We start from the raw sequence: 17,942 nt of genomic DNA, 5'->3' as shown, positions 1-17,942 counted from the left end.
TTATACTGTTTTATCACTAGTGTGTTGTTTTGTATTGTTTTTTTTTTTTTTTTTTTTCAGATGTGTATAAGAGACAGGCATTGCATTTGCTTTGTATAATTCGAACTTTCAATGGCACTTATATTAGGAGAACGAAATGAAAAGCAATGTTGTTACTTTGATTGGCCTTTTTTCTTTAGCAACGTTTAGTACTTTATCTCACGCAGCGGACTCCAAAGATCATGGTGTTTATGTCGGCGCCAACTATGGTTACTTAAAAGTTGATGGACAAGATGACTTTGATGATGACAGCGATGCTATTCAAGGTTTGGTTGGTTACCGTTTTAACCCTTACTTAGCGTTAGAGGGCGGTTACATTGATTTTGGTAGCTATGGTAATAACCTAGTAAATGCCGAAACGGACGGTTACACCGCAGCACTAAAAGTTACAGCCCCTATTGCTGATCGTGTCGATCTTTACGCAAAAGGCGGTCAAATGTGGTACTCGACGGATTACAACGTTGCGGGCTTCCAAGGCAACAAAGATGACGAAGGTGTATTCGCTGGTGCCGGTGTTGGTTTTAAAGTTACTGATAACTTCTTAGTTAACGCAGAATATATGTGGTACGACGTAGAACTGAATGCAGAGAACGTAGCGAATGGTGCAAACACAAAAACTGATTTTAACCAAGCATCGCTAGGTGTGGAATATCGTTTCTAATATTGTTAACCATGTTTAACCCAAATAAAAATGCGAAGCTAAATGGCTTCGCATTTTTATTTTTTAAGAGATTTAATTATCTGCATAAAATTACTAATGAATAAAATATTTATAAAGTTGGAAGTGTTGATTATTAGAGATCATCTGCTTATTTTCTATAGGCTATAAAAGAAGCCGTGCACTAATAGCAAGTAACATCGTAAAAGTAGATCGTGTACTGTTGCAACATAAGTACGGATAGCAGATACAAAAAAGGCCACCCGAAGGTGGCCTTTTCCAAACGTTTGGTGGAGCTGGCGGGACTCACCTTCAACTGCCTTAAAAAACAGTTACTTCAATAGGTTAGGGTGTTTGTGATTTTTGAGAATAACCCTTTAGTACCTTATCTTAGTACCATATGAGGCCAGTATCAATATGGAAGCCTATTATCCTAAGTTAAGGACGCCAGTTCAGCTCCCTGTTTGGGAGCTGAACCGATATCTATGATGCGCTGATCACTTAATCTGACTTTTGACGGCGTTAATCCTTTCCAACTGCGACGCACTTAGTGAGTGTTGCTTTAATTGCTCATAGCTTTTTAATAGTCTGTTTTGTTGACGTCGAATTTGTCGCTCATTTAGCTCTTCTTTTGCGTTTAACCACTTATCAAACTGCGTTTGCATCTGCTTGATGAGTTTTTCAATTTCAAGGGCTTCAGTGGCTTTTTTATATTGGTATTGCCAAGTTGATAGTCTGCGTCCTTTCTCTTTTTCAATTGGCTCATAGCTCCGGTAATCTATGCCGACATGTTGCAGTACTGCGCTGTTGAATGCTTGCTTAATGACTTTTGTTGCTTTTTTCCGTTGTAATTCCGTGAGGACTCGATTGCCGACAATCTTACCAATCATCAAATGCACATGGTCGCCACTACCTTTTTTTCCTTTCTGTTCCTGCTGGTGCAAGACAGCTCGAATTTGTTGTCGGTATTGCGAAAATTCAGATTTGTTAAGTTGACACAATTTAGCGAGAGCCAATGCGCAATCTTTGACAATGGATTGCCACTGCTCATAGCTAGGTCTGTAGCCCCTTGGCAACGTAAGGCAATATTCCATGGCGTAGGTCGATAGTGGGCGGCCTCCACGGCGGTTATTTAGCTGCTGATTAAGCCTGAATTGTTCGCCTGTAAGAGCAATGCGCTTGGAGGTAGCGCCACATCCGAAGAGTGATACGAGGTCTTCGGTGTATTTGTGGTTGGCGTGTTCGGTGTTTAGTAGGTAACGCTCTCGCATCATTACACCATCTGATGCAAGTCGAACGGGTTGTGTTGTTACAGTCCAGTTTTTAATCATGAGATATGTTTTTTATAAACATAGAAAATTATTTTTTTAGATTCAAACAACTTAAAATCAACTGGTTATGCTGGATGGTGGTTTCCAGATAGAACAACCCACTTCGTTCTTATGTTGTTCTCTGGCAAGAATGGAGACCCTTCTTGACTACCCCTTTTTCAAAAAAACGCCATCGTTTGAATAAAGAAAAAATAATTATTACTCTTTAAATAAACGCTATGGAAAAAGAAATTACTGCTTCGGATTTAATTGAACTTCTGCATGATTTAGAAGATCTTGAAACCACAGATCTTGAGAGCTTAGTGCTTGAAGGAGCTATGAACGCTGGTTTTGTTACCAAGGGTGATTCAGTGAAAAACCTATACAGACGAGCATGGGTTAAAAAAGTTACAGAACATGCTAACGATGCTTATAGATTAGAGGATGTTGCTACAGGTGAGAACTTGGCAGCTACGATCGAAAACGTAAAGGTACTATTGAAAGCGAGAGAGACCAAAGTCACTGATATACTGGAATTGCTCGCTAAGCAAATATTAGATGCAACACCTCCGTATAAAAGCTGATTGGATTCAGTAGCAATTTATATTTGGTTATTTGATTCAAGCGTCCGAAAGGGCGCTTTTTTGTTAGATGTCGCTGTCACCATATGAGCCGTAGGGTATAATCAGCGCAATTTTCTCAATTGTGCTGTTTACAATGACTAACAACAACTTCTCCCAAACCGCTGCCTTTATCTGGTCGGTGGCTGACCTGCTTCGCGGTGACTTCAAACAATCTCAATATGGCCGTGTGATCCTGCCGTTTACCCTGCTTCGTCGACTTGAGTGTGTGCTTGAACCAAGCAAAGATGCCGTGGTTACTGAACATGAGCGCATCAAAGCGATGAACCTGCCAGAAGAAGCGCAGGAAAAGTTCTTGCTACGTGCGACTCAATCACCAACTCAGCCAGATGGTTTGTCATTCTTCAATACCTCGCCAATGAACCTTGGCAAGATGGGACAAAGCAACATCAAGGCGAATCTTGAGAAGTACGTGCAATCATTCTCCAAAGATGCGCGTGAAATCTTCGAGCACTTCAAGTTCGATGAATTTGTTGGTTTGCTGGAAGATGCCAACCTGCTTTACAAAGTGGTGAAGAAGTTTGCCACCACCGACCTTAGCCCAAACAGTATTTCTAACCACGATATGGGCTTGGTGTTTGAAGAACTGATCCGCCGCTTTGCGGAAAGCTCAAACGAGACCGCGGGTGAACATTTTACCCCGCGTGACATCGTGCGCCTGACCACCTCTTTGGTGTTTATGGAAGACGACGAAGCCCTAACCAAAGATGGCATCATCCGCACCATCTATGACCCAACAGCGGGTACTGGCGGCTTCCTTTCTTCTGGTATGGAATACGTACACGAACTCAACCCGAAAGCGGTAATGCGTGCGTTTGGTCAGGAGCTAAACCCAGAGTCCTACGCTATCTGTAAAGCGGACATGCTTATCAAAGGGCAAGATGTTAGCCGTATCAAACTGGGTAACACCCTATCGAATGATCAGCTACCAGCCGACAAGTTTGACTACATGCTGTCTAATCCGCCGTTTGGTGTTGATTGGAAAAAGATTGAAGGTGAAATCAAAGACGAGCACCAACAAAAGGGCTTTGATGGGCGCTTTGGTGCAGGCTTGCCGCGAGTCTCTGATGGTTCGTTGCTGTTCTTGATGCACCTTATCAGCAAGATGCGTGACAAGAAAAACGTTGATAACCAAGTCTCGGATGGCGGGCGTATCGGCATCATCCTTAACGGCTCGCCACTGTTCACAGGTGGTGCAGGTAGTGGTGAAAGTGAAATTCGTCGCTACATCTTAGAAGCAGACCTGCTTGAAGCCATTGTCGCGCTACCTACCGACATGTTCTACAACACAGGTATTGCGACCTACGTTTGGGTACTGAGCAATAAAAAAGACCCTGCACGTAAAGGCAAAGTGCAATTGATTAATGGCGCTAACTTAAGTACGAAAATGCGTAAGTCATTAGGCTCTAAGCGTCATTATTTAACTGATGAAGAAATTCGCACCATCACGAAAAACTTTGGTGACTTTGAAGAAATCGACACCTTGACCAAAGATGGTGTGACGGACAATCAAAAACACTTCGCCAGCAAGATTTTTGATACTTATCATTTTGGCTACCGTCGTCTAACCATAGAGCGCCCACTGCGCCTTTCCGCACAAATCACCGATGAAGCGGTGGAGTCACTTCGTTTTGCTCCCAAGCCGTTTAACGCCGTAATGCAGGCTGTCTTTGACCAGTTTGGCTCAGAGTGGACGGAAGACACGTACGGCTCACTAACTGACGTGGAAAAAGAAGTTCGTGTTCTGATCAAAGCCGACTTCCCAGAGCTAAAAGAAAAGCAAATCAAGGATGTACTGGATAGCAAGCTGTGGCTCAATCAAAAAGCCCTGATGGATGCGGCGAAAGCCCTGCAAATTGCCGTTGGTGACAGTCTTGGTGGAAAAGCGCAGCAATCCGACGACTTCAACCAGTTTGAACTGACCCTCAAAGAAGCGTTCAAGGCCACTGGCATCAAGTTCGATGCCAAGCAGAAGAAACAGTTTATCGATGCGATCACTTGGAAGAACCAAGACGCTGAACCTGTGATCAAAAAAGTGCTAAAAGAAACTGCACAGCCGCTTTACGGTGCTTTCGATTACAAAGGCAAAGTCGTTGAGTTCCAACAAGATGGCGACCTGCGTGATAACGAGAATGTGCCGCTTGATCCATCTGTGGCAACATCATACTTAATCAAAAGTTACTTCAAACGCGAAGTGCAGCCACACGTCGTCGATGCGTGGATTAACGCAGACAAGCGCGATGACAAAGACAATGAAATTGGTGTGGTGGGCTATGAAATCCCATTCAACCGCCATTTCTATGTTTATCAACCACCGCGTGCGCTGGAAGCGATTGATGCCGATTTGGATGCGGTGAGTGCCGACATTATGAAGCTGCTGCAAGAGGTGCATTCGTAATGGGGAACATATCAACCTATGAAAGCTATGTATTCAATAACTATTTCGGTATAGATCTGCCGGAACATTGGGATGAAAAAAGACTTGGTTATCTAGCGTCGAATGAGAAAAATGCATTTGTAGACGGCCCTTTTGGTTCAGATTTAAAAACCAATGATTACAAAGAAGATGGAATTCCTTTAATACAATTGAATAATATTCGTGATGGGAAACATATTCTACGTAACTTTAAATATGTAACTGAGCAGAAGAAAAATGAACTATCAAGACACATTGCTCGCCCTAGAGATATTGTGCTGGCAAAGATGGCGGAGCCTGTAGCTCGTTCTGCTATTGTCAGCGGGCAATTTGATGAATATGTCATAGTTGCAGATTGCGTCAAAATGACTCCAGACTCCCAAAAAATTGACCTCAATTTTTTAAACTGGGCTATCAACTCGGAAGTTGTCAAAACTCAGGCTGAGTTGGTATCCACAGGAACTACGCGGATTAGGATTAGCTTAGGTGAACTTAAAAAGCTAAAAGTTCCTTATCCAAGTCATGGCGAACAAACCCAAATCGCCAACTTCCTCGATCACGAAACCGCCAAAATTGACACCTTGATCGAAAAGCAGCAGCAACTGATTAAACTGCTGAAAGAAAAGCGCCAAGCGGTGATCAGTCATGCGGTAACTAAAGGATTGAACCCGCAAGCACCAATGAAAGATTCAGGTGTGGAGTGGTTAGGGGAAGTGCCAGAGCATTGGGATTCATGCCTAATAAAATACAAGTGCTCAGAGATAACTGATGGAGCACATATTTCACCTGAAACGAATGGTGGAGAATATTACTTTGTCTCAATCAGGGATATTAAAGATGGTGTAATCAATTTTGAGGAAGCCCTCTTAACATCCCCGAAGAGTTACCAATATCTTGTAAAAACTGGGTGTCTACCGTTCGAGGGGGATATTCTATTTAGTAAAGACGGAACAATTGGACAGACAGCAATAACACCCCAAAATATTGAGTTCGTTGTTGCCTCTTCACTAATTATTATTCGACCTGATCGTGAGAAAGTTATTCCAGAGTTTATGGATTTCTTGTTACAAAGTGCAGTTGTGAAAGAGCAAGTAGAGAGCTTTGTGAAAGGTGCCGCTCTGCGACGCTTATCTATCCAAAATTTGCTTAAAGTGTTTGGTGTATTTCCTCCAATAGACGAACAAATGCTCATTGCAGAATTTATTCAGAAACAACAGAGTAAATACAGGGAGTTAGAGTGCAAAGCTATAGCGCAAGTTGAACTGTTAAAAGAACGCCGAACAGCTCTAATTTCAGCCGCTGTCACAGGAAAGATTGATGTTCGCAATTGGCAAGCTCCAATATCTCAAAATCAGGCTTTAGAACAAACAGCTTAAGTTTATTGCCATTCTCTAAAGGGAGTGGCTTTTCGCTTCAGTTGGCTATCAAGAATAAGAAGAACAAGGTAATGAAAGACACTACACAAGAACGGGTATTTCAGGACGACATCATCAGCCAGATGGTGGCTAATGGCTGGGTGCAAGGTACTGGCGAGGGCTACAATCGCGAATCGGCGCTTTTCGAGGCGGATGTGCTGACCTTTATCACACGGACGCAGCCGAAAGAGTGGGAGAAGTTCTGCAAAGTCTTCCCGATCGACTCAGAGCGCCACTTCCTTGATGCCTTGGTGAATCAGCTAAAAAAAGCCGATGAAAACGCCACTGATCGCGCATCACGCACCTTTGGCACCTTGGGCGTGCTTCGGCATGGTTTGAAAATTCGCAATGCCCGCTTTGAATTGTGTCAGTTTAAGCCAGAACATAACCTCAACCCAGAAACTTTGGCGCGTTACCAGCACAACATCTGCCGCATCGTGCCAGAGCTGGTTTACAGCCCGTATGCTACCAAAGAACAAGAACTGGAAACGGGAAAGAAAGCCAAGAAATGGCGTATCGACTTGGTACTGTTCGTTAACGGCTTGCCCGTCTCTACCCTTGAGCTGAAATCTGAGTTCAAACAAGCGGTAGAAAACGCCATCGCGCAGTACAAACTAACCCGCTTACCGAAAGACCCTGCCACCAAAAAGCCAGAGCCGCTTTTGAGCTTTAAACGCGGTGCTTTAGTGCATTTTGCGGTAAGCCAGTATGAAGTCTACATGGCAACCAAGCTTGCGGGTGACGAGACATTCTTCCTGCCGTTTAACAAAGGCACGCATGATGGCGGCAAGGGCAATGACATTCCTGAAGATGAAAACCGCTACGCCACTGACTACCTGTGGAATGAAGTATTAACCCCAGATAACCTGCTCAACATCATCGGGCGCTTTATCCATCTTCAAATTGAAGAAAAGGAAGATTGGGAGGGGCGAAAAATCAAGAAAGAAACCCTGATCTTCCCGCGTTACCACCAGTGGGATGTAGTGACGAAATTGGTTGATGCTGCGATTGTTGAGGGCACTGGTAATAAATATCTTATCCAGCACAGTGCGGGGTCAGGTAAGTCCAACTCTATTGCATGGACAGCTCACCAACTCTCGACCTTGCATGATGAAAAGGGTAACAAGCAGTTTGATTCAGTCATTGTGGTGACTGACCGCACCGTATTGGATGACCAGCTACAAGACACCATCTATCAGTTTGAACATGCTGATGGCGTGGTAGGGCGTATCAACCGCAAAGAGGGGGATGGCTCGAAATCAGAGAAGCTAGCAACGGCACTGGAAACCTCGCAGCCTATCATCATCGTGACCATTCAAACGTTCCCGCATGTGTTAAAAGCGATTGAGAACTCCACGTCACTTAAAGAGCGCCGCTACGCCATCATTGCCGATGAAGCGCACTCGTCACAAACAGGTGCAACCGCTCGCCAGCTCAAAGAAGTGTTGATGACGGATGAAGCCGATGATGACACTGAACTTTCCTCTGAGGATATTCTTGATGCCACCGTTGCAGCGCGTCGAGGCAGTGCCAACCTGAGTTATTACGCCTTTACCGCCACACCAAAGCCAAAGACTCTGGAGTTGTTTGGTCGCAGACCTGACCCAGAGCAGCCAGCATCTAAACGCAATTTGCCAGTGGCTTACCACATCTATTCAATGCGTCAGGCGATTGAAGAGGGCTTTATTCTTGATGTGCTAAAGAACTACACCAACTACAAGGTGATTTATCAGCTCAAGCAAAAGCTGGAAGCGGAAGATAAAGAAGTAGATGCAGGCAAAGCCAAGGTGAAGCTCAACAACTGGGTACGCCTGCATGACCATAACATCTCGCAGAAAGTGAAAGTGATTGTTGAGCACTTCAAAAAGAACGTGATGGGCTTATTGGGTGGTCAAGCTAAGGCTATGGTGGTCACTAGCTCTCGTAAAGAGGCTGTGCGCTACAAACTGGCTTTTGATAAATACGTGGCAGAAAATAGTTATGCGGGGATTCGTGCGATGGTCGCGTTCTCTGGAGAAGTGGAATTTAATGCCGCCGACCCAGACAGCACGGCGTTTATGGATCAGAAATTTACTGAGCACAACATGAACCCTGATCTTCAAGGTCGTGAGATGCGCAAAGCCTTCAACACCGATGACTATCAAGTGATGTTGGTTGCCAACAAGTTTCAGACAGGCTTTGACCAGCCTAAACTCTGCGCTATGTACGTGGATAAAAAGCTCGCAGGTGTTGAATGTGTACAGACGCTTTCACGACTTAACCGAACTTATCCGGGCAAAGCCGAATGTGGTACATTTGTGCTCGACTTCTACAACGATCCGCAAGATATTCTTGATGCTTTCCAGCCTTATTATCAAGTGGCAGAGCTTGAGGATGTCACTGACCCTGACAAGATTTTCGACCTATCAGAGAAGCTGCGTGCTAGTGGTATTTTCTTATGGTCGGAGGTAGATCAATTCGTTGATGCCTTCTTTACCAAGAACAAATCTAATGCGGCTATCAGTAATATCTGCAAGCCAGCGATAGACCGTTGGCGCAAGCGTTATACTTCTACGGTAGAAGCATACATTCACGCTAAAAACGTGTTTGAACGCACCAAGAAAACAGGCGATGCCGTGTTAATCGCTAATGCGGAAAACACCTTCAAAGAGTGCAAGCAGGAGAAAGACCGCCTAGAGATCTTCAAGAAGGATTTAGGTAGCTTTGTACGCTTTTATGAGTTTATGTCGCAGATTGTTGACTATGACGACAAAGAGCTAGAGAAACTGAGCCTGTATGCACGCCACCTTCGCCCAATGCTGCGCGAGAAGGTTATTGAAGAGGATGAACTTGACCTTGGCAATGTGGTCATGAGCCACTATCGTCTGTCGAAGATCCGTCAACAGGACATTCAGCTTCAAGAGAATACGCCTGAGTACAAGTTGCACCCAAGCAACGATGTTGGCACTGCCAAGCCAAAGGATAAGAAAGAAGAGTTCCTGTCTCACATCATTGAGCGATTGAACGAAGTTTTTGTCACCGACAACCTGACCGACAAAGACATGATCAATTATGCCTTTACGGTGCGTGACAAGCTTACAGAGAACGAAACAGTAATGAGCCAAATTGCCAATAACACGCGCGAGCAAGCCATGCTGGGTGACTTCCCTCGTGCGATTGATGATGCGATTTTGAATAGCAACGAGGCTCACCAAGAACAAATGATGCAGTTGTTGTCTGACCCGAACAAAACCAAACAATTTGCGCGGGTTATCTTCGATATGTTGAGTGGGTATAAAGGGTAAGGAAGTGGATTTTGTGATGAAGTGGCTGGTTGAATCAGCTTAAAGTTTTTTGAGTGAATTGGATGAGCCAGTTTATGGCTGGCTCATGCTTTAGGATATTCCGTTCTTTCAGTTAATTAAATAAACGTAAAAAACGGAATCAACTGATGCTAGTTAAGCGTTGTTGATAAGGTAATATATTTTCTTTCGCCCTGTTTTTCCGCTAACCTCAAAGTTGATGAGCTTACCGGATACACGGTCAATTATTTCAGCGCACTTGTCACGGCCATATGTTGTGTTTTTTAAAAGAAAATCTCTTAATTCCGTTTTATCCATCTTATTGCCATCTAAAACAGACTTTATTAATGAAACAGCATCAGGGTACTTATCAAGATAATCATTATATTTAAACACTTCATCTTGTAAAGATTTTGCCTTTTTATGCGTGTTTTCATCGATATTGCGAACAGAATTTATCATATCAACATACTTCAAATTTTCTGCTTTTTGGTATGCGAATGTCAGCTCAAGGGCATTATTACCACGGAGTTTTTGGTTTATCAGTTGAATGTGTTTTGTTTGGGTTCCATTTTCGTCAGTATTGTCATATTTAATGTCCATCATGTAGATACAATCTACGTCTTCGACAAGATCTGATGTCCCAGAATAGACAAGTTTGTTGTCGCCATCTCGATTTTTGTTGGTATGACCTAAACCGATAAAGGTTCCCCCCCTCATAACAAAATCTCTGACAGTGATACCAAATCTGCGCATATGTTTTTTGTCCATTGTGTCAGCGAACTTCTTAAGAGTATCCACAATGATCACAACATCCTTTGCTGCATCATCATCAGATAATCCGTCTAAGATGGCTAACAGAGAATGTGATTCGAAGCCGTTATATCCGGGAACAAGCACGTGAACCCCAATACTTTCCAAAATTTCAGTTTTTTCAATAACTCCATTTTGAGTGTCATCAGCATTTATATAAAAGACCGATAGATCGTTAGTAAGACCTGCTGCATGAGCTTGTTTCAGTTGGTTGATGATTAATAAGGTTTTGCCAGCATTCGGTGGTGCAAAAAGAGTACTTGACTGTCCTTTGAGAACTAAACGGTCAAAAATAAAAACGCTCTCAGCAGCGTTCTGTTTAATATTATCTAAGTCCTCATTGATAGCGAGTTCAATGAGTGTTGCCAATGTATTTTTTTTCATTAAATAAACTTTCAGTAAATTTTGGGTGAGCGAAGCCGTTCACCCAAAATATATGGGTTAATAAAATATTTTTTAGTTGTGGTGGTGCTGTTTAAATAGATATCACGCTAAATTATATGGGCGAATATATGCGGTATGGCTCGTATCTATCATATTAACAACAGGAGCAAGAATTCTAGGACGGTATTGCTCACTGTAGGTATCAAACGACTCAGAATTATGTTTATGGCCAACAATGCACTCTATAATCTCTTTAGAAACACCTAACTGTTTCAACTCATTGATGAACGTGTGTCGGAAAGAGTGTGCATCTAACCCTTTACCTAAACCCAATGAATCCCTACGGCGTTGAAACCACTTCGAAGCATTGTGTGAGTAGTATCCTTTAATAAGTGGTAGCTCTGGGAAGAGGCGACCTTTGCTCTTTGAATTTACGAATGCTAAGAAGCCTTTTGCAATCAATTCATTATGAATAGGGATCAGCCTGATAGATGAAGTATTTTTGACACTCTGCCCTTCGACGTTATCCCAAATCTTTAGACACTGGACACCATCTACTTGCAGTATGTCATCAATGGTTAGTTGGCAAATTTCGTTCAGCCTTGCCCCTGTGTAGCGTCCCAATAGCGGCACCCAATAGTAATAAGGGTGAAGGTAGCTATGTGACTTGTAGTCCTTCATTTTGAAAATGGCAGCAAGGTGTTGGTCGGAAAAGCATAGGCGTTTCTTTCCACCTTTTTCACTCTTTTTTGGAAGTCTATAGAATACATTGTCCTTAACGTATCCATGAGCTTTGCTCCAGTTAAGAAAAGTAGAGAACTTTTCGATTATCCCTTTGACGGTTGTAAGGGAAAGGGATGGTTTAGGCTTTGGCAAGGCAGCATTTTTGAAGATTACGTCGTACCCTGTTAGTCCCGCAAACTCAGAGTGTTTCTTTGCGTTTGTGGGATAGTGGCTCAAGGCGTCTCGAACGCTTTCAGCGCCTGCACGATCAAGCTCGTTTAAGTCATCAAAGCCGATAAGGTGCAATACTCTCGCAAGAAGTTCATGATCTTGCTGGATGTTTTTTAGCTTAGATTTGCCGAGTTTGATACGTGAATCTGTGTAAGCATCTAGTAGTTCGACACCTGTTAGTGGTTCTAGTGTCTTATGGCTTCGTTGCACTGGTATTTCAAGATTGAGGATAGCTTCGAGATTTACGTTATCTCTGAAATTTGAGCGTAAGCTTTGTGCCACAGAAGAGGATAAATTCATAATAGTTCCTAATTAATCAATTGCTTTCCAATCAATCTAAGAAGGTCTTTCACGGCCGTAAAGAAAAAAAACTAGCAACCTATTAATCACATACATGTATCCATATTTAACTGCAACTTGTTTTTTAAATTGTTGTTTTTAAATTGTTTATTTGGTTTTCTTGAGCTGGTTGCTGAAAGAATGAGCGAATGAGTTTGTTTTTTTGGGCGTGAAATCACGCCCAAAATTAAAGCCACATAATTGTTTAAGAGGTCGCTAGGGTCACTCAGTTGAATAGTTTTTCACCTTATCTAAAGGGAGGGGATCAATCAGGTTTACGACAGTCATCACTTGCTCAATGTTTAGATCCTTCCCGTATCGGTCGTAGGTAATGTTATTCAAGGTGTGACCTAGTATCGCACCAGCCACAATATGGGAAATTTGCTTTTGTTTAAGTTGTGTCGCTACCGTATGACGGAAAGAATGAAAGTCATGTCCTTTGCCAAAACCAAGTTTGGTTTTAAAGCGTCCATACCACTTAGAGGCGGTGCTACCAAAACCATCTCGTGAATTTTTCAGTTCAGGAAACACACGCTCATGTTTGATTGAGTGTAGGTATTTAATGAATCCAAGTTCTATTAATTGTCGGTGAATTGGGATAATGCGACGACTCGTTACATTTTTTAGTTTCTGTCCCTCATATCGGTCATCAATTCGGATCACCCAAATACCACTCTGTTGATAAATGTCCGCTTTGTAGAGTTGACACAGTTCATTCTGCCGAGCACCTGTAAAATAAGCTAAGAGAGGGAGCCAGTAGTAGTAGGGATGCCTGAAGTCTCCCTTCGCATGAATTTCTGTACTAAAAATTTTCTGTAAGTCTGTTTTTGCATATGCGTTTTTGGCTTCACTATCTTTACGTTGCTTTCGGAAGCGAATTGCTTTGAATGGGTTGATATCAGTAAATTCGTTCAAATGGCACCACTCAAAGAATCCTGACGTTTTCTGACAATAATCTTTTACCGACTCTTCACTGAGTGTAGGCATATTAAGGCTATTATTGAGTTTAACCGCCTCCTTGGCTGTTAGGCCTTTGAACTGGGGGTGTTTCTTCATGTTTACGGGGTAATGTCGCAATAGCTGCACTGCGTCTTCTGCATCGCGTCTGCGAATTAAAGGGAGATGGGATTTTCCAACTAAATCAAGAACGGTTTTGCACTTAGCTTTCAGCATTCCAACGGCCTTAGGAGAAATATGCTGAGCCTTATAGAGACAAAAGCGCTCTAGCATCTTTTCTGGGCATAACACCTTAAGCTTTTTCTGTTTTACTAGTGGGTGCTTTTTTTCGTTATGAATGGGTCTGACTTGCTTTGGTGCTGTGGTTGCAGTCGGGGATATGATGGTGCGACGAACCTGTATCTCTAGTTCTAATGCTAAAAGCGTAGCTTTATCTTTGCATGATGTTTTTAGCGATCGTTTAACTTCACGAAGCCCGTCAAATAAGTGTCGATGCTCAGATGGGATTTGATAGCGAAACTGCCAAATGCCAGATTTTGAAATAGATAAATAGCGCATGTTTTAGTACCAAAATGTAGTACAAACAGCCTAATATTGAAGTGGCGAATACAAAAAGGGCGATAACTCAGAGAGTTACCGCCCTTTCCAAACGTTTGGTGGAGCTGGCGGGAGTTGAACCCGCGTCCGAAAACCGTTCATCATTGGTACTACATGCTTAGTCGATCTTTAATTTCGCCACCCACCTGCGAACCGACACGCTAATGAATGACTAGCCTGAATTAAAATTCGCCGTTCATCTCTCAGGCGGGAGAATCCGGGCTAGCGCGTTTGGGTTTGATCCCTCGTTATTCCCCGTCTTACGTGCGGAAGCTAGGGCGAGAGAGCTCTGAGCAGGTTATTAAGCTGCTAGTGCGTAGTTTTCGTCGTTTGCGACTATTTTTTTGCGGTTTGTTAACGAGGCCTACCGCACCTCGGCATGCACCTCAGACTTCTGAATTCCCGTCGAATCCTAAATCAGCCCCAGGTAATATTCGCATAGTAACAGAAAAGCATTGGCTGTCCAGTACTATGCGTTTAAGTGGTCAAGATTAACGCAGTGTACTCTTCATTACGCGTGCTTTCTCTCTTGCCCAGTCTTTTTCTTTTAAATCCGTACGTTTATCGTGCAGCTTTTTACCTTTTGCTACGCCAATTTTTAGTTTCACCCAAGAGCGAGACCAGTACAGAGAGAGCGCCGTTAATGTCATACCTTCACGGTTCACACGTCCGAATAGGTTGTCCAGTTCACGACGACTCATTAGTAGTTTACGCACACGTGTGGGGTTCGCCACAACGTGTGTCGATGCCTGATTTAAAGGAGTGATTGTCATGCCACTCACAAAGGCTTCACCGTCACGCATAAATACGTAACTTTCAGAAATATTGGCTTTACCTTGGCGAAGGGCTTTCACTTCCCAACCTTGGAGCTCCAAGCCAGCTTCGATTTCATCATCGATGAAATACTCGTGGCGAGCTTTTTTATTCAGCGCGATAGTATTGCTACCCGCTTTTTGTTTCGTTTTTTTCTTTGCCATAATAGCGACATTATACGGGTTGGATATCGGATAGGAAATCCTTTTATTTGCGCAATCGTGGAATAAAAGTAAAATTGGCAGGAGCTTTAAATCTGTACATGTATCGATAGGAGTATGTATGAAGCAAGTCAGCCGTTCTGCGCTTGTGTCTTTTAGTGCTGAACAGATGTTCAATCTGGTTAACGATGTTGCTAAATACCCTGAGTTTCTGCCTGGTTGCTCGGGCTCTAGAATCATTGAGTCTTCGGGTAATGGTATGGTGGCTTCTGTCGATGTGGCGAAGGCTGGTATCAGCAAAACGTTTACTACTTCAAATGAGCTGATCCCTGGCCAAGCAATTATGATGAACTTGGTGGATGGCCCGTTTAAGACGTTGCGTGGTGGTTGGATTTTTACCGCGCTAGATGAGCAAGCTTGCAAGGTTGAGCTAAAGCTTGAGTTTGAATTCTCAAGTAAAATGATTGAGATGGCCTTCGGTAAGGTTTTTAACGAGCTTACCAGTAACATGGTAAATGCATTCACTAAACGCGCAAAACAGGTCTACGAGTGTTATGAGTATTGAGTCAGATATGATTCACGTAGAGGTTGTCTATGCTCTTCCTCATGAACAGCGTGTATTTAATTTAGTGGTGAATAATCACGCAACGGTAGAAGAGATCATTCGACAATCTGGCGTGTTAGAGTTATACCCTGAAATTGATTTATCTAAGAATAAAGTGGGTGTGTTTAGTCGTAATGTGAAGTTAGATGCGACCGTTCGAGATCGAGATCGAATAGAGATATATCGTCCGTTACTCGCAGACCCGAAAGAGATTCGTCGTAAGCGGGCGGAGCAGGCTAAAGCCGAGGGGAGTGCAGACCCTGTCACCGGTGGCAAGCCTAGCTCTGTACGTAAGAATAAGTAGACTTGATATCAATCCCAATGGATGGCGTCATTGATTCAAAGTGTGATTGCGCGATATCTAGATAATAAAAAACCTCTCATGTGAGAGGTTTTTTGCAAAAGTCGTTTACTGAATCTGTTCGTAAAAAGCGTCACTTTTTGGGAAGTCACCACTGATATCTGCGAGTGTGCCTTGATCGTTAAAGTTAACGATCAGGTCTTTTTGCACTGGATCACCGTGACCAGGAGTATGGTGATAAATATAGTACCAAGTGTTTGGGTAGCCGTTTTCAATAAGCATTGGCGACCCTAGTACGAAGCGAACCTGTGCTTTAGTCATCCCAAACTTTAATTTATCTACCGCACTTTGTTCTACATAGTTGCCTTGGTTGATATCAATGCGATAAACCAGTTTTTCCAATACCGAACATCCTGTCAGCAATGTCATTGCTAATGGTACGGCAACTAACCACTTCTTTAATTGCATAATAATTTCTTAGTAACCTTTAAAATACTGCGCTGATAATAAACAAGCTCGACGCAGATGTAAAAAGCTATGCGTCGTATGATAGGAAATCTGACAACGAATTTTGAGTTGAGTTGCATTTATTGATTCTCTCACATGTATGTTTATGTCGATGAGCGATTTTCTATCCAGTTTAAGCGGTAACTAATGACAAATAGCCAAGTTATTGAGCTATGGGGTGGCACTGACCATTATTTCGAAAGGGAATCAGAACCCAAGCACTTTGATATGGGGGAGGTAGAGTCACGGAGTAGTGTTCGTGACTCTATCTTTGAAAGAGCATGGCTAAGCGGCGATGAGGAGCTCTTTGGCGTTTGCAAGGGTAGAATCTGTAATTTGGCTACCTCCAAGTAGGCGAGCTAATTCTGCCACACGTTGTTGTTCATCTAATGCGTGCATTTGTGTTTCGGTTTGGCCAGCTTTTGTTTGTTTAGCCACGAACATTTGTTGATGGCCACAACCTGCCACTTGAGGGAGGTGAGTGACACACAATACCTGAGTAGACTCGCCAAGCTTGCGTAGCATTTTGCCGACTACAGCTGCTGTTGGACCACTAATACCGACATCCACCTCATCGAAGATCAAGCTTGGTGTATCCACTTTCTGAGCGGTAATCACTTGGATAGCTAATGAGATGCGTGATAGCTCACCGCCTGACGCAACTTTTGCTATAGGTTGCAATGGCTGTCCTGGGTTGGTCGATACTAAGAAGCACACACTGTCCATGCCAAGTGGTGATGGGTGCGTGTTTTCATTGCTGACTTCGATATTGAATACCGCTTTTTCCATGCTCAATTCGTGCATGCTTTGCGTGATCAGCTTATTCAGCTCTTTAGCGTAACGGCTGCGTGATTTGTGTAGTTTTTCTGCTTGGTTTAGGAAGCTTTGGTACTTTTGTTCCACTTCTTGCGCGAGTTCATCTAAACGTTCATCAGAGCAATCTAACGCTTCTACTTGGGCCAGAAGATCTTGGTGATGTTGGTATAGTTCTTCTGGCATCACGTGGTGTTTGCGAGCAACAGACATCACTTTAGAAAAACGTTCTTCTACATAAGCCATACGAGCAGGATCCACATCGATGCCATCTAGATAACTGCGTAATTCGTTCTTCGTTTCTTCCAGTTGAATCATCGCTTCTGACAACATGTTGGGTAGCTCAGATAGCTTTTCATCTAACTCAGCTAGTTGAATTAGGGAGTGATTGGCCGATTGCAAAATACCAAGCGCATTGACTTCTTCACCTTCGTAAATAAGTTCGATGGCTTGCTGACAGGTAGTGGCGAGTTCACCACTATTGGATAGTCGTTTGTGCTCTTGCTCGAGCTCTGCAAATTCTTCTTCACCTAGCGATAACTCATTTAGTTCTTTGATTTGGTATTCAAGCAACTGTTTTTGCGCCTGGTTTTGCTGGCTATTTTCTTTTAGTTGCTTGAGGTTATTGTCTGCCTGACGCCAATGCTGGTAAGCACTTCGTGTGCTTTTTAGTAGGTTTAGATGACCTGCATATTGGTCGAGCATAGCCATTTGGTGTTCGCTTTTCATCAATTGATGATGAGCGTGTTGCCCATGGATATTGATCAGCAGTTGCCCTAAAGATTTGAGCTGTGATAGTGGGACAGGACTGCCATTAATGAAGGCTCTTGAGCGACCTTCTTTTGTGATGATGCGACGCAAAATACATTCACTGCCATCAAGCAGATCGTTATCTTCTAGCCAACGCGTTGCATGTAGGTTGTTGTCCAGTAAAAAAGC

General features: G+C 43.2%; 14 protein-coding genes and 1 other RNA gene. 7 read left to right on the top strand and 8 right to left on the bottom strand.

Going from position 1 to position 17,942, the window contains the following annotated elements:
- Nucleotides 1-136 precede the first annotated feature (136 nt).
- Nucleotides 137-700 carry a porin family protein gene (locus EX191_RS22045; protein WP_193448492.1) on the top strand — a complete coding sequence of 188 codons (564 nt, stop codon included), beginning with the start codon at nucleotides 137-139 and terminating at the stop codon, nucleotides 698-700.
- 494 nt (nucleotides 701-1,194) lie between these two features.
- On the opposite strand, the gene EX191_RS22040 is transcribed toward EX191_RS22045, so the two are convergent.
- Nucleotides 1,195-2,028 (bottom strand): hypothetical protein, encoded by an 834-nt coding sequence (locus tag EX191_RS22040; protein WP_193448491.1) that lies wholly within the window; start codon nucleotides 2,026-2,028, stop codon nucleotides 1,195-1,197.
- A 218-nt stretch (nucleotides 2,029-2,246) separates the two neighbouring features.
- On the opposite strand from EX191_RS22040, the gene EX191_RS22035 reads away from it, so the two are divergent.
- The 4 genes from EX191_RS22035 (at nucleotide 2,247) to EX191_RS22020 (ending at nucleotide 9,763) form a co-directional block, all read left to right on the top strand.
- On the top strand, nucleotides 2,247-2,591 hold the full coding sequence (locus EX191_RS22035) for a hypothetical protein (protein WP_054575077.1): 345 nt from the start codon (nucleotides 2,247-2,249) through the stop codon (nucleotides 2,589-2,591).
- Nucleotides 2,592-2,724: 133 nt separating this feature from the next.
- On the top strand, nucleotides 2,725-5,046 hold the full coding sequence (locus tag EX191_RS22030) for a type I restriction-modification system subunit M (protein ID WP_193448490.1): 2,322 nt from the start codon (nucleotides 2,725-2,727) through the stop codon (nucleotides 5,044-5,046).
- Entirely contained in the window at nucleotides 5,046-6,440 is a 1,395-nt protein-coding gene (locus EX191_RS22025; RefSeq protein WP_193448489.1) for a restriction endonuclease subunit S, read from the top strand. The genes EX191_RS22030 and EX191_RS22025 overlap by 1 nt, the downstream gene beginning before the upstream one ends.
- A 71-nt stretch (nucleotides 6,441-6,511) precedes the next feature.
- Nucleotides 6,512-9,763 (top strand): type I restriction endonuclease subunit R, encoded by a 3,252-nt coding sequence (locus tag EX191_RS22020; protein WP_193448488.1) that lies wholly within the window; start codon nucleotides 6,512-6,514, stop codon nucleotides 9,761-9,763.
- 153 nt (nucleotides 9,764-9,916) lie between these two features.
- Here the strand turns inward: EX191_RS22020 and EX191_RS22015 are convergent, their stop codons facing one another.
- The 5 genes from EX191_RS22015 to smpB all read right to left on the bottom strand — a co-directional run bounded on the left by EX191_RS22015 (nucleotide 9,917) and on the right by smpB (nucleotide 14,781).
- On the bottom strand, nucleotides 9,917-10,957 hold the full coding sequence (locus tag EX191_RS22015) for an AAA family ATPase (protein ID WP_193448487.1): 1,041 nt from the start codon (nucleotides 10,955-10,957) through the stop codon (nucleotides 9,917-9,919).
- Nucleotides 10,958-11,059: 102 nt separating this feature from the next.
- Nucleotides 11,060-12,211: a site-specific integrase gene (locus EX191_RS22010; RefSeq protein WP_193448486.1), complete on the bottom strand. Its 1,152-nt coding sequence runs from the start codon at nucleotides 12,209-12,211 to the stop codon at nucleotides 11,060-11,062.
- A gap of 261 nt (nucleotides 12,212-12,472) precedes the next feature.
- Nucleotides 12,473-13,765 carry a site-specific integrase gene (locus EX191_RS22005; RefSeq protein ID WP_193448485.1) on the bottom strand — a complete coding sequence of 431 codons (1,293 nt, stop codon included), beginning with the start codon at nucleotides 13,763-13,765 and terminating at the stop codon, nucleotides 12,473-12,475.
- 96 nt (nucleotides 13,766-13,861) lie between these two features.
- Nucleotides 13,862-14,229: a transfer-messenger RNA gene (ssrA, locus tag EX191_RS22000) on the bottom strand.
- 66 nt (nucleotides 14,230-14,295) lie between these two features.
- Nucleotides 14,296-14,781, bottom strand: a complete 486-nt coding sequence (smpB, locus tag EX191_RS21995) for an SsrA-binding protein SmpB (protein ID WP_005391476.1) — start codon at nucleotides 14,779-14,781, stop codon at nucleotides 14,296-14,298.
- 118 nt (nucleotides 14,782-14,899) lie between these two features.
- Here smpB and EX191_RS21990 point away from each other — a divergent pair, with 118 nt between their 5' ends.
- Together EX191_RS21990 and EX191_RS21985 are read left to right on the top strand one after the other, a co-directional pair.
- Nucleotides 14,900-15,343: an SRPBCC family protein gene (locus EX191_RS21990; RefSeq protein WP_005391473.1), complete on the top strand. Its 444-nt coding sequence runs from the start codon at nucleotides 14,900-14,902 to the stop codon at nucleotides 15,341-15,343.
- Nucleotides 15,333-15,686, top strand: coding sequence for an RnfH family protein (locus EX191_RS21985; protein WP_114323832.1), 354 nt, complete (start codon nucleotides 15,333-15,335; stop codon nucleotides 15,684-15,686). The genes EX191_RS21990 and EX191_RS21985 overlap by 11 nt, the downstream gene beginning before the upstream one ends.
- Before the next feature lie 105 nt (nucleotides 15,687-15,791).
- Here EX191_RS21985 and bamE read toward each other — a convergent pair whose 3' ends face one another.
- Together bamE and recN are read right to left on the bottom strand one after the other, a co-directional pair.
- Nucleotides 15,792-16,151: an outer membrane protein assembly factor BamE gene (bamE, locus tag EX191_RS21980; RefSeq protein ID WP_005391468.1), complete on the bottom strand. Its 360-nt coding sequence runs from the start codon at nucleotides 16,149-16,151 to the stop codon at nucleotides 15,792-15,794.
- 324 nt (nucleotides 16,152-16,475) lie between these two features.
- Nucleotides 16,476-17,942: DNA repair protein RecN (gene recN / locus EX191_RS21975; RefSeq protein ID WP_193448484.1), on the bottom strand; the 1,467-nt coding region annotated here is incomplete at its 5' end.

The organism is Vibrio chemaguriensis, from assembly GCF_012275705.1.
Lineage (GTDB): Bacteria > Pseudomonadota > Gammaproteobacteria > Enterobacterales > Vibrionaceae > Vibrio > Vibrio diabolicus.
Note: the sequence above shows the minus strand (reverse complement) of the source record. Positions and strands in the feature narration are given on the sequence as shown.

Bases quoted from the DNA above. Each gene is read 5' to 3' on its own strand.
- EX191_RS22045 (WP_193448492.1), top strand. From the start codon at position 137: ATGAAAAGCAATGTTGTTACTTTGATTGGCCTTTTTTCTTTAGCAACG.
- EX191_RS22040 (WP_193448491.1), bottom strand. From the start codon at position 2,028: ATGATTAAAAACTGGACTGTAACAACACAACCCGTTCGACTTGCATCA.
- EX191_RS22035 (WP_054575077.1), top strand. From the start codon at position 2,247: ATGGAAAAAGAAATTACTGCTTCGGATTTAATTGAACTTCTGCATGAT.
- EX191_RS22030 (WP_193448490.1), top strand. From the start codon at position 2,725: ATGACTAACAACAACTTCTCCCAAACCGCTGCCTTTATCTGGTCGGTG.
- EX191_RS22025 (WP_193448489.1), top strand. From the start codon at position 5,046: ATGGGGAACATATCAACCTATGAAAGCTATGTATTCAATAACTATTTC.
- EX191_RS22020 (WP_193448488.1), top strand. From the start codon at position 6,512: ATGAAAGACACTACACAAGAACGGGTATTTCAGGACGACATCATCAGC.
- EX191_RS22015 (WP_193448487.1), bottom strand. From the start codon at position 10,957: ATGAAAAAAAATACATTGGCAACACTCATTGAACTCGCTATCAATGAG.
- EX191_RS22010 (WP_193448486.1), bottom strand. From the start codon at position 12,211: ATGAATTTATCCTCTTCTGTGGCACAAAGCTTACGCTCAAATTTCAGA.
- EX191_RS22005 (WP_193448485.1), bottom strand. From the start codon at position 13,765: ATGCGCTATTTATCTATTTCAAAATCTGGCATTTGGCAGTTTCGCTAT.
- smpB (WP_005391476.1), bottom strand. From the start codon at position 14,781: ATGGCAAAGAAAAAAACGAAACAAAAAGCGGGTAGCAATACTATCGCG.
- EX191_RS21990 (WP_005391473.1), top strand. From the start codon at position 14,900: ATGAAGCAAGTCAGCCGTTCTGCGCTTGTGTCTTTTAGTGCTGAACAG.
- EX191_RS21985 (WP_114323832.1), top strand. From the start codon at position 15,333: ATGAGTATTGAGTCAGATATGATTCACGTAGAGGTTGTCTATGCTCTT.
- bamE (WP_005391468.1), bottom strand. From the start codon at position 16,151: ATGCAATTAAAGAAGTGGTTAGTTGCCGTACCATTAGCAATGACATTG.